Below are 21576 nucleotides of genomic sequence, written 5' to 3' on the forward strand. Positions count from 1 at the left end.
GCAGCAAAAGTCCGGTAGCCGAATCCTGCTGGATGCTTGCACGATCCTGCAAAATACCTTGTCAGGTACTCGCCTTGATCTGTAGGAACAGGCAATCTTCAGTTGTTTTTGACAGCCGACTCTCCGCATGAACACTCAGCTCAAGCCGATCGGGATGCCCACCCGCCTCGAGCAAGATTACGAGGAATTGACAGCCATCGTTGAACGATACGCTCAGGCCGAAGGCGTTACTGCCACGGCGTGGCCGGCTTTGTCGTTCTTCAGGGCGGATGCCCCCAGCGATCGTACCTGCGCCATGTACGAGCCCTGCCTGGGCTTGCTGCTCCAAGGCAACAAGGACGTCCTGGTCGGGGAGGAGCGCTTCGAACAGGAATACGGTCATTACCTGATCAATTCCATCGATGTGCCGGTCACTGCCCAGGTGGTACGTGCCTCCCCGCAGGAGCCGTGCCTGTGCATCACCTTGCGGCTTGACCCCGTGCGCATCGGTGAGTGGCTGTCCGAGGTCAAGTTGTCCAAACCTCCCGTGGCCACGGCGCGCGGCTTGGCCTTGAGCACGGTCAATTCGGATGTACTCGACCCCTTGCTGCGCTTGGTGCGCCTGCTCGATTCGCCTGACGATCTGTTGTTGCTGGCGCCGCTGATCGAACGGGAACTGATCTACCGGCTGCTCACCGGTGAGCAGGGCGCACGTCTTGCGCAGATCGTGACCGCAGGCGGGCAGGGGCAACAGATTGCGCGGGCGATCCAATGGCTCCGCCAGCACTACAACAAGCCGCTGCGCATCGCCGAGCTGGCCAGCATGGTGAACATGAGCCCATCGTCGCTGCATCACCACTTCCGCCAGATCACGGCGATGAGTCCGCTGCAGTATCAGAAAGTGCTGCGCCTGCATGAAGCGCGGCGATTGTTGCTGACCGAAGGCTGCGACGTGGCGACGGCTGCGCATCGCGTTGGTTATGAAAGCCCTTCGCAGTTCAGTCGCGAATACAGCCGGCAGCACGGTGCGCCACCGTTGCGGGATGTGATTCGCTTGCGATCGATGGGGCCGCTGGAAACGGTGGCTTGCGTAGAGCTTGATGTCCCCGCATAACTCTCATCGCCGCCATTCCCGCGAAAGCGGGAATCCATTGTCGCCTTTCGCTGAAGAGCAAAATGGATCCCCGCTTTCGCGGGAATGACGGCCAGGAATATTGGGCGGGTTCTAGATCTCCCGCACCACCATCAACCGAATCTCACTCATATCCTCGATCGCATAACGCACACCTTCGCGTCCGACACCGGAAAGCTTCACGCCGCCATACGGCATGTTGTCCACGCGGAAACTCGGTACATCGTTGACGATCACGCCGCCTTGTTCCAGCTCGTTCCATGCGCGCATGGCATGGTCCAGGCGATCGGTGAAGATGCCAGCCTGTAGGCCGTAGTCCGAATCGTTGATCATCGCAAACGCATCATCAATGCGTTCGAACGGCACCAGCAACGCGAACGGACCGAAGGCTTCCATGCGGTTGGCCTTGGCGTCCTTGGGCACGTTCTCCATCAACGTGGCTTCCAGCATGTTGCCCTTGCGCTTGCCGCCGCACAGGATCTTGCCGCCGGCTTGCTGAGCTTCGTTGATCCAGCCTTCCAGGCGTTGCGCAGCGGCCTCGTCGATCATCGGGCCAAGGAACACGTTTTTGTCCTTCGGGTCGCCTGCCTTGAGCTGCTGCACGGCTTGCACCAGACGCTGCTTCAGTTCTTCATAAAGCGATACGTGCGCATAGATACGCTGCACGCTGATGCAGCTCTGTCCGGATTGATAGAACGCGCCGAAGACCAGGCGCTCGATCACGCGGTCCAGATGTGCATGCTGATCCGCGTCCACAATGCAGGCGGCGTTGCCGCCGAGTTCCAGTGTGACTTTCTTGCGACCGGCTCGTGCTTTTAGATCCCAGCCGATCTGTCCTCCGGTAAAGGAAAGCAGTTTCAGGCGCTCGTCTTCGACCAATGGCGTGGCGTGCTTGCCATCCAGCGTCAGCACGGAAAAAGCGCCTTTGGGCAAATCCGTTTCTGCCAACACCTGGCCGATGATCAACGCGCCGATTGGCGTTTTTTCCGAAGGCTTCAACACGAACGGGCAGCCCGCGGCGATCGCCGGCGCAACTTTGTGTGCCACCAGGTTCAACGGGAAATTGAACGGCGTGATGAACGACACAGGCCCCAGCGGCACACGCTGCGTAAAGCCGCGATAGCCATCCAATCGCGAAGCGAGTTCGAGATTGATGGTTTCGCCGTTCACCCGTACCGCTTCTTCTGCTGCGATGCGGAAGGTTTCGATCAGGCGCGTCACTTCGCCGGCTGCATCCTTGATCGGCTTGCCGGCTTCGATACACAGCGCCATGGCCAGTTCGTCGAAACGTTCCTGAAAACGCTTCACGCAATGCTGCAAAACCGCCTGGCGTGCCCACGGTTTGAAGTTCTTCATCGGGCCGGCGGCTTGCACGGCGGCGCGAATGGCTTCTTCGGTGGCTTGTTCGTCCGGCACGGCCACGCGTGTGGCGATTTCACCGCTGTACTTGTCGTACACCTCCATCAGATTGGAGGAGGTGCGCGGTTCGTTGGCCAGGTAATAGGGGTAGGTTTTGTCCAGCATGGTCACTCCTCTGGGATGCTCCGATCCATTCTGCGTAGGTGTCACCGGCCCTGTCTGTTCGCAGATCATAGGGCCATCGGCGAAGGCAGACTGGCCGTCTGTCGAGACGATGGACCGAAGAGATGCGGACAGACAGGGCCGGCCCGAAGGGTGATGTCCAGAAAGCCCGCATGCTGCGCCGCGCGGCTTGAACAGACGGCCAGTCTGCCCTACGCCGCGCAACGCACCCTGCGGGCTTTCTGGACATCATGCCACCTGCGCAGAATGGATCGGAGCATCCCCGACAGCCGCGCTCAGCTTGCGGATTTCTTCGTCGAGCACGCGGTGGTTGTCGGAATAGTCGATGGCAAGATCGATCAGGTGCACGCCGCCCTGATCGAAGGCGCGTTTCAGTGTGGGAAGAAATTCGTCCGCGCTTTCGGGGCGATGCCCGTGCGCGCCATGCGCTTCGGCGAAGCGCACGAAGTCGGGGTTGCCAAACTGCATGCCGTAATCGGTGTATCCCATCTCGGCCTGTTTCCAGCGGATCATGCCGTAGGCGTCGTCGCGCAGCAGCAGAATCACCAGATCAAGCTTGAGACGCACGGCTGTTTCCAGCTCCTGCGCATTCATCATGAAACCGCCGTCGCCACAGATCGCCAGCACCTTGCGATCCGGATACACCATCTTCGCGGCCATCGCCGACGGCAGGCCTGCGCCCATGGTGGCGAGCGCGTTGTCCAACAGGACTGTGTTGGGCTGGCGTGCCTTGTAGTAACGCGCGTACCACAGTTTGTACATGCCGTTGTCCAAGCACAGGATGCCGTCATCGGGCATGAAGCGACGCGTATCGGCAACGATGCGCACCGGATGCATCGGAAAGCGCGCTTCATCGACATATTGGCCGAGTTGTACCTGGAACGCTTCGCGTACTTTGTTGAAGTAACGGAAATCCCAATGCGCCTGCGGATTCAGCGCATCGGTCAACCGCTCTATCGTGTGTGCAATGTCGCCCACCACTTCGATCTGCGGGAAATACACCGTATCCACTTCTGCCGACGAAAAGTTGATGTGAATGACGGTACGCCGTCCGCGCTGCATGAAGAACGGCGGCTTTTCCACCACGTCGTGGCCGACGTTGATGATCACGTCGGCCGCATCGATCGCGCGATGCACGAAATCGCCATCGGAAAGCGCGGCATTGCCAAGCCACAGCGGATGATCCTCGTCCACCACGCCTTTGCCCATCTGCGTGGTGAAAAAGGGCATGCCGAGCTTGTCGATGAAGGCGCGCAACGCGACCGCCGTGCGTTGGCGATTGGCAGCGGCGCCGATCATCAGGATCGGATGCTTCGCATTGCTGATCGCTTCGGCTGCTTGCACCAGCGCTGCATCGTCGGGCGAGGGTCGGCGCGCGTATTCGGTGGGCAGCAGGATGTATTCGTCGACCTTGTCGCGTGCGATGTCTTCGGGTAGTTCCAGGTGCACCGCGCCGGGGCGCTCTTCCTCCGCGCGGCGAAACGCTTCGCGGATGCGCGCAGGAATCGTCGCCGCGGACACGATCTGCCGCGTGTACTTGGTCAGCGGCTGCATCATGTCCACCACGTCGACCAACTGGAACAATCCCTGCTTGTGCATGCGGATAGGCTTCTGGCCGGTGATCATCAGCATCGGCATGGCGCCAAGCTGGGCATAGGCCGCAGCCGTCACCAGGTTGGTGGCGCCCGGCCCCAGCGTGGATAGCGCCACACCCGCCTCACCGGTAAGCCGCCCCCACGTCGCGGCCATGAAGCCCGCGGCCTGCTCGTGACGCGTCAGGATCAGCTTGATGGACGATTCGCGCAGCGCCTCGACCAGATCGAGGTTTTCCTCGCCTGGCACACCGAAGATGCTGCGCACGCCTTCGGCTTCCAAAGCTTTAACGAACAGGGATGCAGCCTTCATGTGCATCGTCTCCATGGAGATAACGGATGCTATATGTACTCCAATGTTCGATTCGTGAGGTGATGCGTTTGATTCGTGGGAAGAATGGATGCCGGCAATGCGCTCTATTCTCTGCCACAGATCTACAAAATTTCCTTACACCCGTCGCCCCGGCGAAGGCCGGGGCCTAGTGACTTGATATAAGGGCAAAGTCGCTGGGTCCCGGCCTTCGCCGGGGCGACGAGTTGAGATTTCTTCAGAAGTTGAACGTGGGCTCAGCCTCAATCCTTGCTTACGCGCAGCGATAGCTCACCGTCAACAAGGCGAGCTTTCAACGGCGTATCCATCGCCACATTCTGCGCTGACCGCAACACCTTGCCATCCGCATCAAACAAGATCGCATAGCCGCGTTCTAGCGTAGCCAGCGGACTCACCGCATGCATTGCGCGAGCGGTCTGCTGCAAATTCAGGCGCTCACGTTCCAGCTTATGCTCGATCATGTGACGCATATGCAACGCATGCTGTTCAAGTCGTTGCTTCAGCAGTGCTAGCCGCTGGCGTGGGTGCTGTGCCAGCAAGCGCGTATATACGCGCTCGAGGCGCACCGTTTTACGTGTTAAATGTGCTTCCCGGCAAGCGAGCAGGCGTCGATGCAATTGCAGCAGGCGATCGCGATCGCGCGCCAGCCGTGCTTGTGGCCGTTGCGCTTGCAAGCGCACCAGCAGATGGTCGATACGCTGGATACGCGCATGCAGCCGACGTTCGTGGATGGCAACGATGCGGCGATTCAATTGCTCCAGATGCCGCCGCAGCGCGAGGATATCTGGTACCAGCAGCTCGGCTGCCGCAGACGGCGTGGGTGCACGCAAGTCGGCGACGAAATCGGAAATGCTGAAATCAATCTCGTGCCCCACCGCGCTGACCACCGGCACGGTGCTGGCGTGAATGGCGCGTGCGACCTGTTCGTCGTTGAACGCCCAGAGGTCTTCCAGCGAACCGCCGCCGCGCGTGAGCAACAACACGTCATAGCGGCCGCTGGCAGATGCCTTGCGCAACATCGACACGATGGCGGGTGGCGCTTCGCGGCCTTGCACGGGTACGGGCAATACTTCCACGTCGACCAGCGGCCAGCGGCGCGACATCACGCTCAACACATCGCGAACGGCGGCGCCGGTAGCCGAAGTGATCACGCCGATGCGGCGCGCGAAACGGGGCAGGGGGCGCTTGCGATCCTGAGCAAACAAACCTTCGGCATCCAACTGCGCCTTCAGTCGTTCAAACTCGCGCTGCAGCGCGCCTTCACCGGCCGGTTCCATGTGCTCAACTACGAGCTGGAATTCGCCGCGCGGTTCGTACAGGCCGACGCGCGCACGCGCCAGCACGTGCATGCCATCGGAAGGCTTGAAACGCAGCCACGCGCTCTTCGGCTTGAACATCGCGCAGCGCACCTGCGCCGCGCTGTCTTTCAAAGTGAAGTACAGATGGCCGGACGCCGGCCGCGCTACGTTCGACAGCTCGCCTTCGATCCATACGAGCGGGAGCGCATCTTCCAGCAGGCCGCGCACCAGTCGGTTGAGCGTACTGGGCGTGAGAATGTGCCGAGGCGGCTGGCCGCCCGCACCTTCGCTGAAGTCGTCGGGCGAATGCATGGAGGCGGGAGACTAGCACGAAAGGCTTGGAGAACATCGCATTGGCGTGCGATGTGCAGGCAATGCGTCATTCATCTTCGCCAAGTGGTTGATGCGCAATGCCGAAGACGCTGAGGCACGCATGGAGCAGGCTGGGAAAGCGCGTCATGCGCCACGGCGCCGAGCGCTGCACTGACCAGGGTTGCTCTCGGCGCAGGTCAATGCAGGGAGAAAAATGTCGGCTAGATGCTTACGACCCGCTGCAAACCTTCAGCGGGACGGTGATCACAGGAATGATCTGACTCAAGTCGAGGGTGATGGATGCACCGCAGGCGATGTTTGTGATGAGGCCGAGCACGGAGGCTGAGGCAGTGGCGGTTGGGCTATTGATCGAGACGATCGGGCTCGGTGAGAGCATTGCGCTGATTGATCCGGAATTTGTAACTATCTGCGCAGTACCGATGCCGAGTACGTTGGTCTTGATGGTGCATGTACCGTCCGGGATGTTGAGCACAAGCGGCGATAAAGTCAGCGAGAAGGCGCCGCCTTGGCAACTGGCCGTTGTAGTTGAAAGGCCGGAGGCATAGGTGAGGGTGCCGTCGCCTTGGGTGGCGCTTATCGTTCCACTGTTGGTATCGATGGTAAGAACGGTGGCGCTTAGGTTTCCTGGAATGTTGCCATTTGCGAGCGAAAGGTTGCCAGAGCAGTTCGCCTGGGCGATGGTCAGCACGCCGTTGTTGTTACTGATCAACTCTGGCGATTGGCAAGTTAATGTTCCGGTAATGTCGGGTGGAAGGGCGCCATTGCAGGTAACGGCGTAACCGGCGCCGCTTGCGCCTACTTGGCACTGCAGTGCAACGGGCGATGCCGCTGCAGTGCGGAACGGGATGGAACTCAGAAGTATGGCCGATGCCATCATGGCTGCGACAACCAGCACACTACGAGTTCTGGCCGAGCTCAATTTGAAGATGGATATACGCTTGAGGCGCAGCTTCATATGTACCTCCTCAATAGGACTACGACTGCGTTAGATGGCCGAGCATAATCGGCGGGTTAACACGCTTCGTAAGACCGCTGGATTATCCCTGGGCGAGTCGAGCGGACTGGCGGATCGCATACGTCGATAGCGTTGTCCTGTCTGCTCGGGCGAAACGTAACCAGGGCTGATTCAACATCCCGTGTATCTGCTGCGAAGAAGAGCAAGACGCAATCCGTCCCCGTTTTTACAGCTGTCGCCTCCTACGTATGGCCGTCACTCCAGCTTTCGCGAAAAGGCGGCCGCTGACGGGAATCACATGTGATCGGTCTCGCGCATCGCATGCAAGCGTCGCACATGTCGCCTACCCACTTCCCTGTTCCATGCTTTCTGGCATCATCGCCCCATGTTGCCAGAGCAGCGTTTTACGGACACTGATGCCTGTGCGCAGCTGATTGTCGAGCGGCTGGGAGCCGACCTGCGCGCAGCGGCGCCATTGGGTCTCGGCAAGCCGCACGGATTGCTCAATGCCCTGTACGGCCTGATGCAGGCCGACACCTGGCGATCGATGACCTTGTACACCGCCTTGTCGCTTACTCGGCCGCGGTCAAAGAGCGGCATGGAAGCACGTTTCCTCGATCCGTTCGTGGAAAGGCATTTCGGCGCTGATTACGTCGATCCGCAATACGCGCTCGATCAGATGCAGAACAAGCTACCCCCGAATGTCGCGGTGCACGAGTTCTATATGCAATCGGGCGCCTTGCTGCATTCGAGCAGCGCGCAGCGCAATTACATCAGCCAAAACTATACGCACGTGGCGCGCGATCTGGTCGTGCAGGACATCAACCTGCTGGTGCAACTTGTCTCGCGCCGCGAAACACCCTCCGGCGTGCGGTATAGCCTGTCGTGCAATCCGGATCTCACGCTGGATTTTCTTGATCGCGTCAAAGCAGCCGGCAAAGCGCGTCCGTTGTGCGTGGCAGTGGTGCATCCTGGTTTGCCATACATCGGGGGCGATGCGGAAGTACCGCAGGATTTCTTCGACGTCGAACTTGCACCGGCATTGTCTCCGCCGCTGTTTGCGCTACCCCGGCTGCCGGTGGATACCATGGAATACGCGCTCGGCCTTCATGCTAGTGCGCTGGTGAAAGACGGTGGTTGCCTACAGATCGGCATCGGTGCTTTATCCGATGCGCTGGTCAAAGGTCTGTTGCTGCGCCATCAGGACAACGTGGCTTGGCGCAAGATTTTGGTGGCGCTCGATCCGCGTGGCGCAACGCACACACTCGGCGGGCGCATCGGTGGCCTGAGCAACTTCAAGACCGGTTTGTACGGCTGCAGCGAAATGATCATGGACGGTCTGATGCAGCTGGCCAAGGCCGGTGTTCTCAAGCGCCGCAGTTGGGACAACCTCGCGTTGGAGCGCGCCGCCGCCGCAGGACGTCTGCCGGATGACGTACCTGGCGGACATTACCTGCGCGGCGCCTTCTTCCTCGGCTCGCGCGAACTGTATGACTGGCTGGAAACCACCGCGGACAGCGATCCGGATGCGATCGACATGTGCCCGGTTTCCAACGTCAACCAGCTCTATGGCGATCATCAGGCGTTGGCTACTTTGCAACGTCGTGGTGCGCGCTTCTTCAACACCTGCATGATGTCGACGCTGCTCGGTGCTGCCGTTTCAGACACGCTGGAAGACGGGCATGTCGTGAGTGGTGTCGGCGGGCAATACAACTTCGTCGCCATGGCGCACGAATTGCCGGATGGGCGATCCGTGCTGCTGCAACGTGCGACCCGCCAGGGCAAGAATGGCGTGGAGACCAATATCCGCTGGCAGTACGGACAAATCACCATTCCCCGCCACCTGCGGGACATTGTGGTGAGCGAGTACGGTGTGGCCGATTTGCGCGGCAAAAGCGACAGCGAATGCGTCGAAGCGATGCTGGCGATCAGCGATGCGCGGTTCATCGATGCGCTGGCGGCAGAGGCCAAATCGCATGGCAAACTCGCTGCGGATTTCAAGATTCCGGAAGTTTGGCGCAAGCATCGCCCTGACATGTTGCACGAAGCATTGGACAAACCGATGCGCAAAGGACTGCTGCCCAAGTTTCCGTTCGGCAGCGATTTCACCGAGGTGGAACAGCGCCTGCTGCCTGCGCTGGAATGGCTGCAATCGTCCAGCACCAGTTGGAAAGGCAGGTGGCGATTGTTCAAAGCGTTGTGGAAGCCGGGCGAAGCCACCGTGGAAGAAGCGGCTGCGCTGGAGCGAATGGCGTTGTCCGCAGCGACCGGGCTGAGCGAACGGCTGCAACGCCGTTTGTTGCAAGCCGCATTGCGGCGACACTCGGTTGGGGGGCAAACCCCAATATCGTGATCGACATGCATGGCCATGTTGGGATTTGCACCGCAACCCACGATCAAAGGTGCACGCGGTGAATTGCGCAAAGCCGCACACCATGTTTCACTCGGCGGATGGCAGAATGCTTGTTCGATAGCGCCACAGGGGGAAACAAGGTCGTGGCCTTGGCATCAGTTCGTGACAGTGTTTGCGCTTATGCGATGACGGGGTACCGCATGCGGGTCGCAGGGACCTATCAACCGATCTTCGCTTGCGAGGGTTGCTTGCAGAGCGTGCGTTGACCGTGAAAAAACTCAGCCCGCAACTGCGCACAGCCGGCACCTATGTGCTGATCTCGGCGATATACATATGGGTGTCCGGACACCTGCTGGGCAGTCTGGTACACGATCCGCACCGCATCGTTTTGTATCAGATTTTGAAAGGCTGGCTGTTCGTCCTGGGTACCGGGCTGCTGTTGTACTGGATGATCGGTCGTACGGTACACCGCTTGGCAGAGGCCAATCAGCGATTGCTCGACAGCCATGAGCAGGCGTTGCGCGTGCTGGTAGGCGCGATGGACATCCGGCACAAGGAGACCCGCGATCACTCCGAACGCGTGGTGCGCATGGCGCTGGGACTCGCACGCATGGCTGGGCTGGAAGGCGATGCCTTGCGCGATATCAAGTTCGGCGCACTGCTGCATGACATCGGCAAGTTGGCCTTGCCGGACGCGATCCTGATCAAGCCGGGCAAACTGGACGAGGATGAAACGCTGCTGATGCGCACGCATCCTCGTCTGGGATACGACATGTTGCAACGGATCGATTTTCTGCACAGCGCCAGTGCCATTCCGTACAGCCATCACGAACGCTGGGACGGCAGCGGTTATCCGCAAGGACTGAAAGGCGAGACGATCCCCGTCGCGGCGCGCATCTTCAGTGTGGTGGACGTGTGGGATGCGTTGAGCTTTCCGCGTGTCTATAAGCCCGCATGGCCGGAAACGGAGGTGTTGCACTATCTGCGTGAAGCCGCGGGCGGGCAGCTCGATCCGCATTTGGTGCAGTTGTTTTTGGACAATTACGCAGAATTGAAAGGGCTTGCACTGAATCCGTAGGTTGGGGTGCAAACCCCAACGGTCATGCAGCATCGTGGCACGCGCCATGATGAACGTTCTTGAAGGGTCGTCATTCCCGCGAAAGCGGGAATCCATTTTCACGGATGCATCAAAGCAAGATGGATTCCCGCTTTCGCGGGAATGACGGCCGTGAGGATTACATGAGGATTATGGGCCGAAGCCGCCGCTTTCCAGAACACGTTGTGCCGGAACGATCGGAATATCCTTCCAACACCGCGCATCAAGTGGCTCAGCAACAAGCACCGAAACCTGCCGCAAAAACACCTCGCGCGGTATTTCCACCGCACCCAGGCCCAGCAAATGCGGATTGCTCACTTGCGCATCGATCAGCGGGCACTCCCAATCACGCAATAGCGCGGCAAGTGCACAGAGCGCAAGCTTCGATCCACCGCTTTCGGCGCTGAACATCGATTCCCCGCAAAACAACCTGCCGGTGGATACGCCATAGATACCTCCAATCAGGCGTTCCTGGTCCCACACTTCCACGCTATGCGCAAAGCCCATGTCGTGCAGTCTGCTGTATGCCTCGATCATGTCTTTGCTGATCCACGTTCCGAACTGGCCCGGGCGTGGCGCGGCACAAGCGTGCATCACCTGCCGGAACGCGCGATCAACGCTGATCTGCCAGGCCTTGTCTTTCAGCGCCCTGCGCAAGCTGCGATTCGGGCGCAGGTCGTCGGTGAGAAACACACAGCGCGGATCGGGGGACCACCACAGGATCGGCTCACCGTCGTTGAACCAGGGAAAGATGCCGTGTGCATACGCGTTGAGCAGCCGCTGCGGCGAGAGATCGCCGCCAAATGCCAGCAATCCATTCGGTTCGACGAGTGCGTGGCGCGGATCGGGAAAGCGGTCCGGAAGGTGATCGTCGAGCCGGTGGAGGCGGATCATAAGGGGCGCTCTGACTGATTCTGCGTGGGCGTCACCGGCCCTGTCTGTTCGCAGACCACAGGGCCGTCGGCGAGGGCAGACTGGCCGTCTGTTGAGACGACGGACCGAAGGGATGCGGACAGACAGGGCCGGCCCCACATTTTGATTTTAAACGACGGGGTGATGTCGAGAAGGCTCGCAGGCTGTGCCGCGCGACTTGAAAAGACGGCCAGTCTTCCCTGCGTCGCGCAACACACCCTGCGAGCCTTCTGGACATCATGCCACCTACGCAGAATCAGTCAGAGCGCCCCTTTGGCGTAAGGGGTGTGATCGAGCAGATCGTCAGCATAAGCGTCCATGCTCTCGCGTTCGTGCGCAAGCGCGCGCCGCACCGCGCTACGAAAGCCCTCATGCAGCAAGTAATGGCGCGAATGCGTACGTACCGGCAAAAAACCGCGCGCCAGCTTATGTTCGCCCTGTGCGCCGGGTTCGAAACGCTGCAGGCCATGCGTGATGGCGTATTCGATGCCCTGGTAGTAGCACAGCTCGAAATGCAGATTCGGCACATCCACGCTTGCACCCCAGTAGCGGCCGTACAAGGTGGTGGCGCTGCGCAGCATCAATGCCATGGCGACGATGTCATCGTTTTGCCACGCCAGCGCGAGTTGCACTGCGTTGCCCAATTCCTTCCGCAAGTATTGGAAGAACGCTTCGGTCAGCGCGGCGTGGTTGCCCTTGGCATCGAACGTGGATGCGTACAGTGCATGCACACGCCGCCAGTGGCGCATGTTCAACTCCGCGCCTCCGACCATCTCGATGCGCAAACCATGCGCGGCTACGTGCTTGCGTTCGTGCCGAATGTTTTTGCGCTTCTTGTGATTAAGCGCGGCAAGAAACGCCTCGAAATCGGCATACCCCTGGTTGTGCCAGTGGAATTGCACATCGCTGCGCGCCATCCAGTCGGAATCGAATGCAGGTAGATCTTCTTCGGCAAGGAAGTTTGCGTGCACGGATGAAAGTTGGAGCCGCTGCGCTTGTTGCTGCATGGCGTCTACCAACACTTCGCGCAATTCGGGATGAGCGCCAACGAGCAAACGCGACCCGGTGATGGGCGAATAGGGCACGGCATTGAGCAGCTTGGGGTAATACTGACCACCCGCCCGTTCCCACGCACTGGCCCAGCTCCAGTCGAACACGAATTCGCCGTGCGAATTACCTTTCAAATACAGCGGTGCGGCGGCGACCAGCGTGCCGTTGCGATAAAGGCCGAGGTGATGGGGTTGCCAGCCCCAATCCGGGCGGATGCAGCCGGTGCGTTCCAGGCCTGCGAGAAAGGCGTGCGAGAGAAACGGGTTGTCGTCGGGGCGCAATGCGTCCCAAGCCGAGGCGGGGATATCGTCGATGCTGTCGTGGAAGCGGGCTTCGAGAGAGGCCAAAGTGATATCAACTCAAGAAGAACTTGCTAAGTGAGCCCCTCTCCCCTCGGGAGAGGGTGCCGACAGGTGGGTGAGGGTTCGGGCGGAGCGTAATGTTGAGTTTTTACACAAGTATTTGCATCGCGTGCTGATCGTACCCTCACCCCAACCCCTCTCCCGAAGGGAGAGGGGCTTTGATATTGCGCATCAACCCTTCGCGTGCTGATCCAACCACCGCTCCGCATCCAGCGCGGCCATGCAGCCAAAACCAGCCGATGTCACAGCCTGCCGATACACATGATCCGCCACGTCGCCCGAAGCAAACACGCCAGGCACCGACGTCATCGTCGCCATGCCTTCCAACCCGCTGCGGATCTTGATGTAGCCGTCGTGCATGTCGAGCTGGCCTTCGAAGATGCCAGTGTTCGGTGTGTGGCCGATCGCCACAAAGAAACCCGTGGCAGCGATATCGCGTGTGACACCACTGTTGATGTCCTTCACACGCACACCGGTCACGCCGGTGTTGTCGCCCAGCACTTCGTCGATGGTGTGGGTCCACACCAGTTCGATCTTGCCGTGGGCGGCTTTCTCGAACAGTTTGTCCTGCATGATTTTTTCGGCGCGCAGCTTGTCGCGGCGATGCACCAGATACACCTTGCGGCAGATGTTGGCCAGGTATAGCGCTTCTTCCACGGCGGTGTTGCCGCCACCGACCACCACCACGTCCTGGTCGCGGAAGAAGAAGCCGTCGCAGGTGGCGCAGGCCGAAACGCCTTTGCCTTTGTAGTGCTCCTCGCTGGAAATCCCCAAGTACTTGGCAGTAGCACCGGTGGCGATGATCAGCGCGTCGCAGGTGTATTCGCCCGAATCACCCTTCAGGCGAAATGGACGCTGCTTGAGATCGGCGGTGTGGATGTGATCGAACACCATCTCGGTTTCGAAGCGCTCGGCGTGTTCGGCCATGCGCTGCATCAGTTCAGGACCTTGCACACCCTTGACGTCGCCAGGCCAATTGTCGACCTCGGTGGTGGTCATCAACTGTCCACCCTGCTGCAGGCCGGTGACCATGGTCGGCTTGAGGTTGGCGCGCGCGGCGTACACCGCGGCGGTGTAACCGGCAGGACCGGAGCCGAGGATCAGCAGGCGGCTATGCTTGGGGGTGGTCATTGCTATAATCCTTAAGGGTTTGCTGGCGATTTATCAGGGCGGTTCTCAATTGTGGAAAGGCCTTCACGGGCCCCTCCAAGGAGTCCGCAAGGATGGGGAAGTCGCAGGGGCTATTCAAGGTTGACTTGCACTGCCCGTTTCTGAACCTGACCTGTGGACGGTGGTGTCTGCGCTGTCGCTATCAGGTCTACACCGCTTGTTACACTGCAACGCGCATTGAGTTATTCGTTCGACATTCCTAAAAGGAAACACACCCCGGTGGCAGCGCGTAGCGCAAATGTACGAAAAGCAAAGGAAAAGACTGGCCTTAGCGAGGAAGTGAAGCGCCGCCTGCGTGAAGCGGGCGCGCTGCTACTGCTGCCGTTGGCGCTGTACCTGCTGGTATGCCTCTTCAGTTACGACGCGGCCGATCCAGGCTGGTCGCACGCTGACACCAGCGGCCATGTGCACAACCTCGGCGGCACCGTCGGCGCCTATTTCGCGGACTTGTTGCGCTATCTGTTCGGTAGCGTGGCGTATTGCTTCCCCTTGTTGCTGCTGTTCCTCGGCGTGCAGGTGCTGCGCAACCACGGCGTGCGCAGCGTGCAGCCGTGGGAGCCTTCCCTGCGCCTGATCGGCTCGGTGTTCTTCTTCATCACCGCGCCAGGGCTGTGCTGGATCATTTTCCGGGACAGCACAATGGCCCCGGAAGGGCCGGGCGGTGTGATCGGTCGCGGAATCGGCCACGGCCTGCTTAGTGCTTTTGGCGAGAAGGGTGCTCCGCTGTTTCTGCTGGCGATCTTCCTCGTCGCGATCACCTTCGCTACCGGGCTGTCCTGGTTCAAGCTGATGGATCTGATCGGGCAGAGCGTGTTGAAGCTCGCCAGCTGGTTCGGCGGCAAGCTCCGTGAGGCGCCGGAAGTGATCGCCGCGCACCAGGCACGCGTTGAGCGTGAAGTGGTGAAGAAGACCGAAGCGATCAAGCAGGCCAAGCGCGAACCCGTACGCATCGAGGCACCCGCCGCACCGGTGGTGAAGAGCGAGCGCGCCCGCGTGGAAACGCAGATCCCGCTGTTCGTCGGCGCGGCGCAGCCGGGCGAACTGCCGCCGCTGTCGCTGCTGGACGAAGCGCCGGAACAGGGTCCGGGTTATTCGGAAGAAACGCTCGAAGTTCTGTCGCGTCAGGTCGAGCTGAAACTGAAAGACTTCAAGATCGAAGCCAAGGTGGTGGGTGTCTATCCCGGCCCCGTGATCACCCGCTTCGAACTGGAGCCTGCAGCAGGCGTGCGCGGCAGCCAGGTGTCGAGCCTGGACAAGGACATCGCACGCGGCCTGTCCGTGGTCAGCGTGCGCGTGGTCGACGTGATTCCCGGCAAGAACGTGATCGGCCTGGAAATTCCGAACGCCAAGAAGCAGATCGTTTATCTCTCTGAGATCCTGCGCTCCGACAAATACGACCAGCAGAAATCGCCGCTCACGCTGGCGCTTGGCAAGGACATCGGCGGCCGTGCGATGGTGGCCGATCTCGCCAAGATGCCGCATCTGCTGGTGGCGGGTACCACCGGTTCCGGTAAGTCCGTCGCGGTGAATGCGATGGTGCTGAGCCTGCTGTACAAGGCCAGTGCCAAAGACGTGCGCATGATCATGATCGACCCGAAGATGCTGGAACTCTCGGTGTACGAGGGCATCCCGCATCTGCTCGCGCCGGTCGTGACGGACATGAAGGAAGCCGCCAACGCGCTGCGCTGGTGCGTGGCCGAAATGGAACGCCGCTACAAGCTGATGGCAGCAGTGGGCGTGCGCAACCTCGCCGGCTTCAACAAGAAGGTGAAGGACGCCGAGAACGCCGGCCAGCCGTTGCTGGATCCGTTGTTCCGCCCGAATCCGGACATGCCCAACCAGGTGGCCGAGCCGCTGGAAACGCTGCCATATATCGTCGTGATCATCGACGAATTTGCCGACATGATGATGATCGTCGGCAAGAAGGTGGAGGAACTCATCGCCCGCCTCGCACAGAAGGCGCGTGCAGCGGGCGTGCACCTGATCCTGGCCACGCAGCGTCCGTCGGTGGACGTGATCACCGGCTTGATCAAGGCGAACATCCCGACGCGTATCGCGTTCCAGGTGTCGAGCAAGATCGACTCGCGCACCATTCTGGATCAGTCTGGCGCGGAAACCTTGCTCGGTCACGGTGACATGCTCTACCTACCGCCCGGCACCGCTACGCCCGATCGCGTGCACGGCGCCTTCGTCGACGACCACGAAGTGCACAACGTGGTCAACTGGCTCAGGGCGCAAGGCGCACCGCAATACATCGAAGGCGTGCTTGAAGAAGTGCAGGCCACCAGCGATGGCAAGTTCATCAACGAATCCGGCCTGCCGCAGGACGGCGAAGAGGGTGGTGATGCCGAGGCACAGCTGTACGACAAAGCCGTGCGCATCGTCACTGAAACGCGCCGTGCATCGATCTCCGGTGTGCAGCGCCATCTGCGCATCGGCTACAACCGCGCTGCGCGTTTGATCGAGCAGATGGAGCAGGAAGGCGTGGTAAGCGCGCCGTTGCACAACGGCAACCGCGAAGTGCTGGCGCCGCCGCCGCCGAAGCACTGAGGCTCGCTAGCCCCCTCCCTCTACGGGAGAGGGGTTGGGGTGAGGGTACGATCGAAGCGTGATTCTGGAGTCTTTCGTGAGGGGTCGTTATCGCGCTCCGCCCGGACCCTCACCCGCCTCTCGGCACCCTCTCCCGGAGGGAGAGGGACTCACTAAGGAAGGTTTCGTCACATCTGCCATTAAGCCTCTTCGCCGCACACTCGCGACATCCGATACATCAGGAACGGGAATCCATGAAACGCCTCCGCTTCGTTGCTTTCTTTGCCTTGCTTGTCTTGCTCGCAAGCAGCATCGTCCAAGCCGCCACCGGCCCAGCCCGCACTCGCCTCGACGCCTTCGCCCAAGGCCTGCACGCCCTCTCCGGTAACTTCAGCCAAACCCTCACCGACCCAAACGGCAAAACCAGCAAGACCAGCAACGGCACGCTGGTGCTGGAAGCGCCGCATCAGTTCCGCTGGGACACGCTGGCGCCGTACAAGCAGACCATCGTCGCCGACGGCAGTCGCGTGTGGCTGTACGACCCGGATCTGGAACAGGTCACCGTGCGTCGTCAGGACACCGAAGAAGCACATAGCCCGCTGACTGTGCTGACCGATCTCTCGCAGCTGGATAAGGAATTCCACGTGGTCGAACAGGGTGAGCACGACGGCCTGGTGTGGCTGCGCCTCACCTCCAATGGGAAAGAACCGCAATTCAGCTACGCCGACCTCGGCTTCGATGCTAACGGCCTGGCGCGCATGCAGTTCAAGGATCAGCTCGGCGCCACCACTGACATTCGCTTCTCCAACTGGAAGCGCAATCCGGCAATCCCGCCGCAGGATTTCAACTTCACACCGCCGAAAGGCGCAGATGTGATCGGCGATCTACCGGAACTCACCACGCAGCCGCTGAAGAACTAAAGCGCGCAACGTGATCCGCCAACTGCCGCGTTGGGCATGGATCGGCGGCGGCCTGCTCGCGCTGGCTGCCGGATGCATCAACGCGGTCGGTTATCTGTGTTTTCGTCATCAGCCGGTGACGCACCTCACCGGCACCAGCACCGTGCTTGGTATCTCGATCGCGCACGGCGATGCGTCGGAAGCCTTGCATTGGGCGACGACCATTGCGGCGTTCCTGATCGGCGCGATGATCAGCGGCTTCATCGTGGAGCAACGCACGCTGCAGCTCGGTCGCCGTTACGGCGTAGTGCTGATGATCGAATCGGCGCTGCTGTTTTCCGCCATGCCCTTGATTCACGGCGGTAGCGATTTGGGCCTCTATCTGGCATCAGCCGCGTGTGGTTTGCAGAACGCGATGGTGAGCACGTATAGCGGCGCGACGCTGCGCACCACGCATCTGTCGGGCATCTTCACGGATCTGGGCATGTATCTCGGCCAACGCTTGCGTGGCTTGAAGGTGGATATGCTTCGCATCCACGTCTGCCTGCTAGTAGCAGGCAATTTCATTCTCGGTGCCACGCTGGGGGCACTGGGTTTTACGTATATCCAGGAACGGGTGTTGCTCGTGCCTGCAGCGCTCACTGGCGTGGTCGGCCTGGGCTATGCGATTTACCGCCATTTTTCCGTGCGGCAGCAGGCTTAGGTTGGGGTGTAAACCCCAACGCTGCTTCGAAACATCCTGAGTGAATCCCTCTCCCGCCGGGAGAGGGTGCCGAGAGGCGGGTGAGGGTTCGGGCGAAGCGTGATAGTAATCTCTCGCGCAAGTCGTTGTGATCGCGCGCTGATCGTACCCTCACCCCAACCCCTCTCCCGAAGGGAGAGGGGCACCTTCTTTCCTACGGATTTTGCAGCACTGGCGCCGCTACCACCGGCTTGGCATTGGGTGTAGCCGACAACCCCAACACGCGCCGCAACTCATCACGTGCAGCGTTGTAATCACTTTGCCACTGCGGATCACGAAGAATCTGCGCCGCAATCACCGTGCCCGCCAACTTGCCAGCTTCCAAATCCGTCGGAAAATGCGCACCCATCACGATGCGATGCTGCGCATAGAGATCGGCACGCGCAAAAATCTCCACACGCTTTTCCGGCAGCATGTTGGCCAACAGCACAGCTGCGCTGTAGCCGAACGTGGCGTGTCCGCTGGGATAGCTCCAATCGTCCGGTTTTTCCTTGGATAAGGGATGCACTTGGTCCGATACCACCGAGGGGCGCGGTCTTTTCCAATACAGCTTGGCGGTTTTCACCGAAGCCTTGTCGAGCGTGGCAACGCGCTCGAAGAAGGCAGCAGTTTTCGGCAGAGCAGCCGGCTGCATGGATGAGCCAAGCACATCAGCAAAGCGGAACACGGAACGCTCCGTGTCCGCTTTGGCCGCCGCCATGTCCTGCGTGCTGCGTGATGCTTGCGTGACCAGCACGATGTTCAGATCGTGCTGAGCCGCAGCCGAACCTGCTGCCGGCGGAGGCGGCAGCAGGTTCGACACTTCAACAACGGCGGGGATGCCGTTGTCGGCCAGTGCGGGCTGGCCGATCAGAAGCAGAGGCAACAACAGCGCGAAACGTTTCATCAGAACAGATCCGCCGAAACGGTGAAGTTGAAGTTGCGGGCCGGGATGGTGAAGTACAGTGGTGTGCCAGCACCACCGGTGGTACCCGCCAACGCGTTGATGGTCGTGTTGTTGAACAGGTTGTTGATCTGCACGCCGATCTTGAAGTCCTTTACATCGGTGATATGCGGATCGAACGTATAGCTGGCGGCAAAGTTGGTCACCGCATAGCCACCGATCGGCGTGTCATCTTCCGCGTTGGCCGTGTAATAGGTTTTGCCGACGAATTTGTCGACCAGCGATGCGTAGATGGGGCCGTTGTTGTAAATGAAGCCCAGCGCAGCAGTCTTGTGCGGTGTATTCGCGTTCCACGCACCATCGGTGGTCTGCATCGCACGGTTGAGCGAGCCATTGGCGTAAACGCTGAAACCAGCGCCCAGCATGTAGGTGCCTTCGAGCTCGATGCCTTTGTAGTGCACACCGCCACCGTTGTAGAACTCGCTGATACCACCGACCTTATGGCTCTGGACGAAGTTGTTGAAGTTGATCTTGTAGATGTCACCCGACAGCGTCAGGCGATCACTGCTCCAGGTCGTGCCGAGCTGGATGTTGGTGGTCTTTTCCGGTGCCACTGCGCTATCGGAAACCGCGGGATTGGGCACATAAAGCAGATTGAGGTTGGGCGCCAGGTAGCCCTTGGCCCACTGGGCGTAGGCGGTCCAGTTCGAGCTGAACGCATAATGGAACGCTGCCGATGGCAGAGTGGCGTTCCAGTCCTTGGAATAAGTCAGCGGGGTTCCCGTCTTCTGGTTCACCGGAGCGTCGATACTGCGCTTGAAGTTGTTGTACTTCACGCCACCCACGAAATAGGCGTTGTCAGTGATGTTCCACTGGTATTCGACAAACGGCTGGATCGTGACCAGCGAGTCATTCATTCGGCGATCCGCCGAAGCCAACTGCAGCGTCGACGCACCCGGATTCACCACGGGATTCAGCTCATTGAGCGTGTCGTCGAATTCATAGAGCCAGCGGATGTCGTCCTGATGGTCGTACCACACGCCGGTGCGTAGTTCACCCGGACCGATTTCCTTGCCCAGGCGGAAGATGTCGCCCCACGAACGGTTCGTGTTGCGCATGTGCTGGCCGGGTACGTCAGTGAGGCTATAGGCGGTGCCGTTGGGCGTTTCGCCATTCGGATCTTCACCGTTGAAGCCGAAGTGGTTATAGCCGTAGGTGTAAGTCTTGTTGTCGATCGTCCAGCCCGAGAACTCCGAATGCAGGCCGATATAGGCCATGTTCGTGTTGATCTTGTCCTCGTTGTAGCGGTAGTAGGCCTGGCTGGTCGGGTCGTTGTTCAACGCGTAATTGATACCGTACTGTGCGATCTGCGCCTTGGTGGCGCCGAACGGCACGTACTGGTTGAGCTTGTTCCACATGGCGGCGAAAGTCAGCGTGGTGTTTTCGCCCAGCGGTTGCACAACCTTGGCGAACACGCTCTGGCGGCGCTGACCGGCATAGGTGAGATAGCCGTCCGACTCGCCGTTCTGCAAATTGATCACCGCGCTGGTGCCGCTGCTAGTGAATTTGCCCGTATCGATGCGTGCACCTTCCACGGCGGTATCCCAGCTGCCAAAGCTGATGTACGGGTTGATGTTGAACTGATCCTTCGGATTGATCGACTCCACCCCGATGGTGCCGCCGAACGTGGCATTACCCAGCGTGCTGGCCGTACCGGGGCCGCGATCGACCACCACGCTGCTGGTTTCCTGATTGGTGAAGTACGAGGTGGAATGGTGCGTGAAGTCGTTGGAGTCCATCCACGGAATGCCATCGAACGTCACGTTGTACTGACCATCCTGGAAGCCGCGAATGGAAACCACCGCCGCTTCCATCAAGCCGGCGCCGTTCGGCGTCACGGTGTAAACGCTGGGCGCGATGGCGGCAACGTCGGTGTAATCGCCGGTGGGTGGGATGTTTTCCTGGATGAACTTGCTGCCGATGATCGATTGCGGCTGTGTGGCAATCGTCGAACCTTGAGTCGGGGCAATGGCGCTTACCGCCGTGTTAGCCGTTACCTGCATGCCGGCCAGGGTTTTGGCATTTTTCGAAGACGTAGTGTCGTCCGTATTCGTATTATCGACGGCGCTGGGACCGCTAACTGCGGTATTGCCGTTATTCGCCACATCCTGGGCGTGGACGGGGGCGGCGATGCTCAGCGCAACACCCAGTGCAAGATAAATCGGCGAGCGGCGGTACAGCGCATGTGTCGATGGCGTCATTGTTTTTTTCCGGTATCGGCTGGGTGAACAAAGTCCGACACCGTAAAGACGCTCTATGACATTTCAGTAACAATTACATTAAATTGACGCATTGGATAATGCGAAAGTAAATACGCTAAGGTTGATCTAAGCTTTGCATTATTCGTGTAATAAAGAG

General features: G+C 60.0%; 15 protein-coding genes. 6 read left to right on the forward strand and 9 right to left on the reverse strand.

What is annotated here, in order from left to right; genetic code table 11:
• Positions 1–127: 127 nt before the first annotated feature.
• Positions 128–1093: an AraC family transcriptional regulator gene (locus QQJ86_RS21965; protein WP_284323104.1), complete on the forward strand. Its 966-nt coding sequence runs from the start codon at positions 128–130 to the stop codon at positions 1091–1093.
• Positions 1094–1204: 111 nt separating this feature from the next.
• On the opposite strand, the gene QQJ86_RS21970 is transcribed toward QQJ86_RS21965, so the two are convergent.
• From QQJ86_RS21970 to QQJ86_RS21985, 4 genes are all read right to left on the reverse strand, one after another.
• Complete coding sequence (locus QQJ86_RS21970) at positions 1205–2635, reverse strand: aldehyde dehydrogenase family protein (RefSeq protein WP_284323105.1); 1431 nt, start codon at positions 2633–2635, stop codon at positions 1205–1207.
• Positions 2636–2881: 246 nt separating this feature from the next.
• Positions 2882–4558 carry an acetolactate synthase large subunit gene (locus QQJ86_RS21975; protein WP_284323106.1) on the reverse strand — a complete coding sequence of 559 codons (1677 nt, stop codon included), beginning with the start codon at positions 4556–4558 and terminating at the stop codon, positions 2882–2884.
• A gap of 260 nt (positions 4559–4818) precedes the next feature.
• The gene (gene xseA, locus QQJ86_RS21980; protein ID WP_284323107.1) at positions 4819–6186 is read right to left on the reverse strand and encodes an exodeoxyribonuclease VII large subunit; all 1368 of its coding nucleotides are present in this window, start codon (positions 6184–6186) and stop codon (positions 4819–4821) included.
• A 229-nt stretch (positions 6187–6415) separates the two neighbouring features.
• On the reverse strand, positions 6416–7162 hold the full coding sequence (locus tag QQJ86_RS21985) for a hypothetical protein (protein ID WP_284323108.1): 747 nt from the start codon (positions 7160–7162) through the stop codon (positions 6416–6418).
• A gap of 385 nt (positions 7163–7547) precedes the next feature.
• Between QQJ86_RS21985 and QQJ86_RS21990 the strand changes: the two genes are divergently transcribed.
• The gene (locus QQJ86_RS21990) at positions 7548–9515 is read left to right on the forward strand and encodes an acetyl-CoA hydrolase/transferase C-terminal domain-containing protein (protein WP_284323109.1); all 1968 of its coding nucleotides are present in this window, start codon (positions 7548–7550) and stop codon (positions 9513–9515) included.
• A 268-nt stretch (positions 9516–9783) separates the two neighbouring features.
• Positions 9784–10593: an HD-GYP domain-containing protein gene (locus tag QQJ86_RS21995; RefSeq protein WP_284323110.1), complete on the forward strand. Its 810-nt coding sequence runs from the start codon at positions 9784–9786 to the stop codon at positions 10591–10593.
• A gap of 168 nt (positions 10594–10761) precedes the next feature.
• Here the strand turns inward: QQJ86_RS21995 and aat are convergent, their stop codons facing one another.
• The 3 genes from aat to trxB form a co-directional block, all read right to left on the reverse strand.
• On the reverse strand, positions 10762–11505 hold the full coding sequence (gene aat / locus QQJ86_RS22000; protein ID WP_284323111.1) for a leucyl/phenylalanyl-tRNA--protein transferase: 744 nt from the start codon (positions 11503–11505) through the stop codon (positions 10762–10764).
• Positions 11506–11783: 278 nt separating this feature from the next.
• Positions 11784–12920: a GNAT family N-acetyltransferase gene (locus QQJ86_RS22005; protein WP_284323112.1), complete on the reverse strand. Its 1137-nt coding sequence runs from the start codon at positions 12918–12920 to the stop codon at positions 11784–11786.
• Positions 12921–13106: 186 nt separating this feature from the next.
• Positions 13107–14066 (reverse strand): thioredoxin-disulfide reductase, encoded by a 960-nt coding sequence (gene trxB, locus QQJ86_RS22010; RefSeq protein ID WP_284323113.1) that lies wholly within the window; start codon positions 14064–14066, stop codon positions 13107–13109.
• A gap of 234 nt (positions 14067–14300) precedes the next feature.
• Between trxB and QQJ86_RS22015 the strand changes: the two genes are divergently transcribed.
• The 3 genes from QQJ86_RS22015 (at position 14301) to QQJ86_RS22025 (ending at position 18236) form a co-directional block, all read left to right on the forward strand.
• Positions 14301–16655, forward strand: coding sequence for a DNA translocase FtsK (locus tag QQJ86_RS22015; protein WP_423372989.1), 2355 nt, complete (start codon positions 14301–14303; stop codon positions 16653–16655).
• A gap of 233 nt (positions 16656–16888) precedes the next feature.
• Complete coding sequence (gene lolA / locus QQJ86_RS22020; RefSeq protein WP_284323114.1) at positions 16889–17554, forward strand: outer membrane lipoprotein periplasmic chaperone LolA; 666 nt, start codon at positions 16889–16891, stop codon at positions 17552–17554.
• A 10-nt stretch (positions 17555–17564) separates the two neighbouring features.
• Positions 17565–18236, forward strand: coding sequence for a YoaK family protein (locus QQJ86_RS22025; RefSeq protein ID WP_284323115.1), 672 nt, complete (start codon positions 17565–17567; stop codon positions 18234–18236).
• 193 nt (positions 18237–18429) lie between these two features.
• Here the strand turns inward: QQJ86_RS22025 and QQJ86_RS22030 are convergent, their stop codons facing one another.
• Both QQJ86_RS22030 and QQJ86_RS22035 read right to left on the reverse strand, forming a co-directional pair.
• Positions 18430–19161 (reverse strand): acid phosphatase, encoded by a 732-nt coding sequence (locus QQJ86_RS22030; protein WP_284323116.1) that lies wholly within the window; start codon positions 19159–19161, stop codon positions 18430–18432.
• Positions 19161–21419: a TonB-dependent receptor gene (locus tag QQJ86_RS22035; RefSeq protein WP_284323117.1), complete on the reverse strand. Its 2259-nt coding sequence runs from the start codon at positions 21417–21419 to the stop codon at positions 19161–19163. The genes QQJ86_RS22030 and QQJ86_RS22035 overlap by 1 nt, the downstream gene beginning before the upstream one ends.
• Positions 21420–21576: the final 157 nt, after the last annotated feature.

Source organism: Dyella acidisoli (assembly GCF_030160295.1).
Classification (GTDB): domain Bacteria; phylum Pseudomonadota; class Gammaproteobacteria; order Xanthomonadales; family Rhodanobacteraceae; genus Dyella_B; species Dyella_B acidisoli.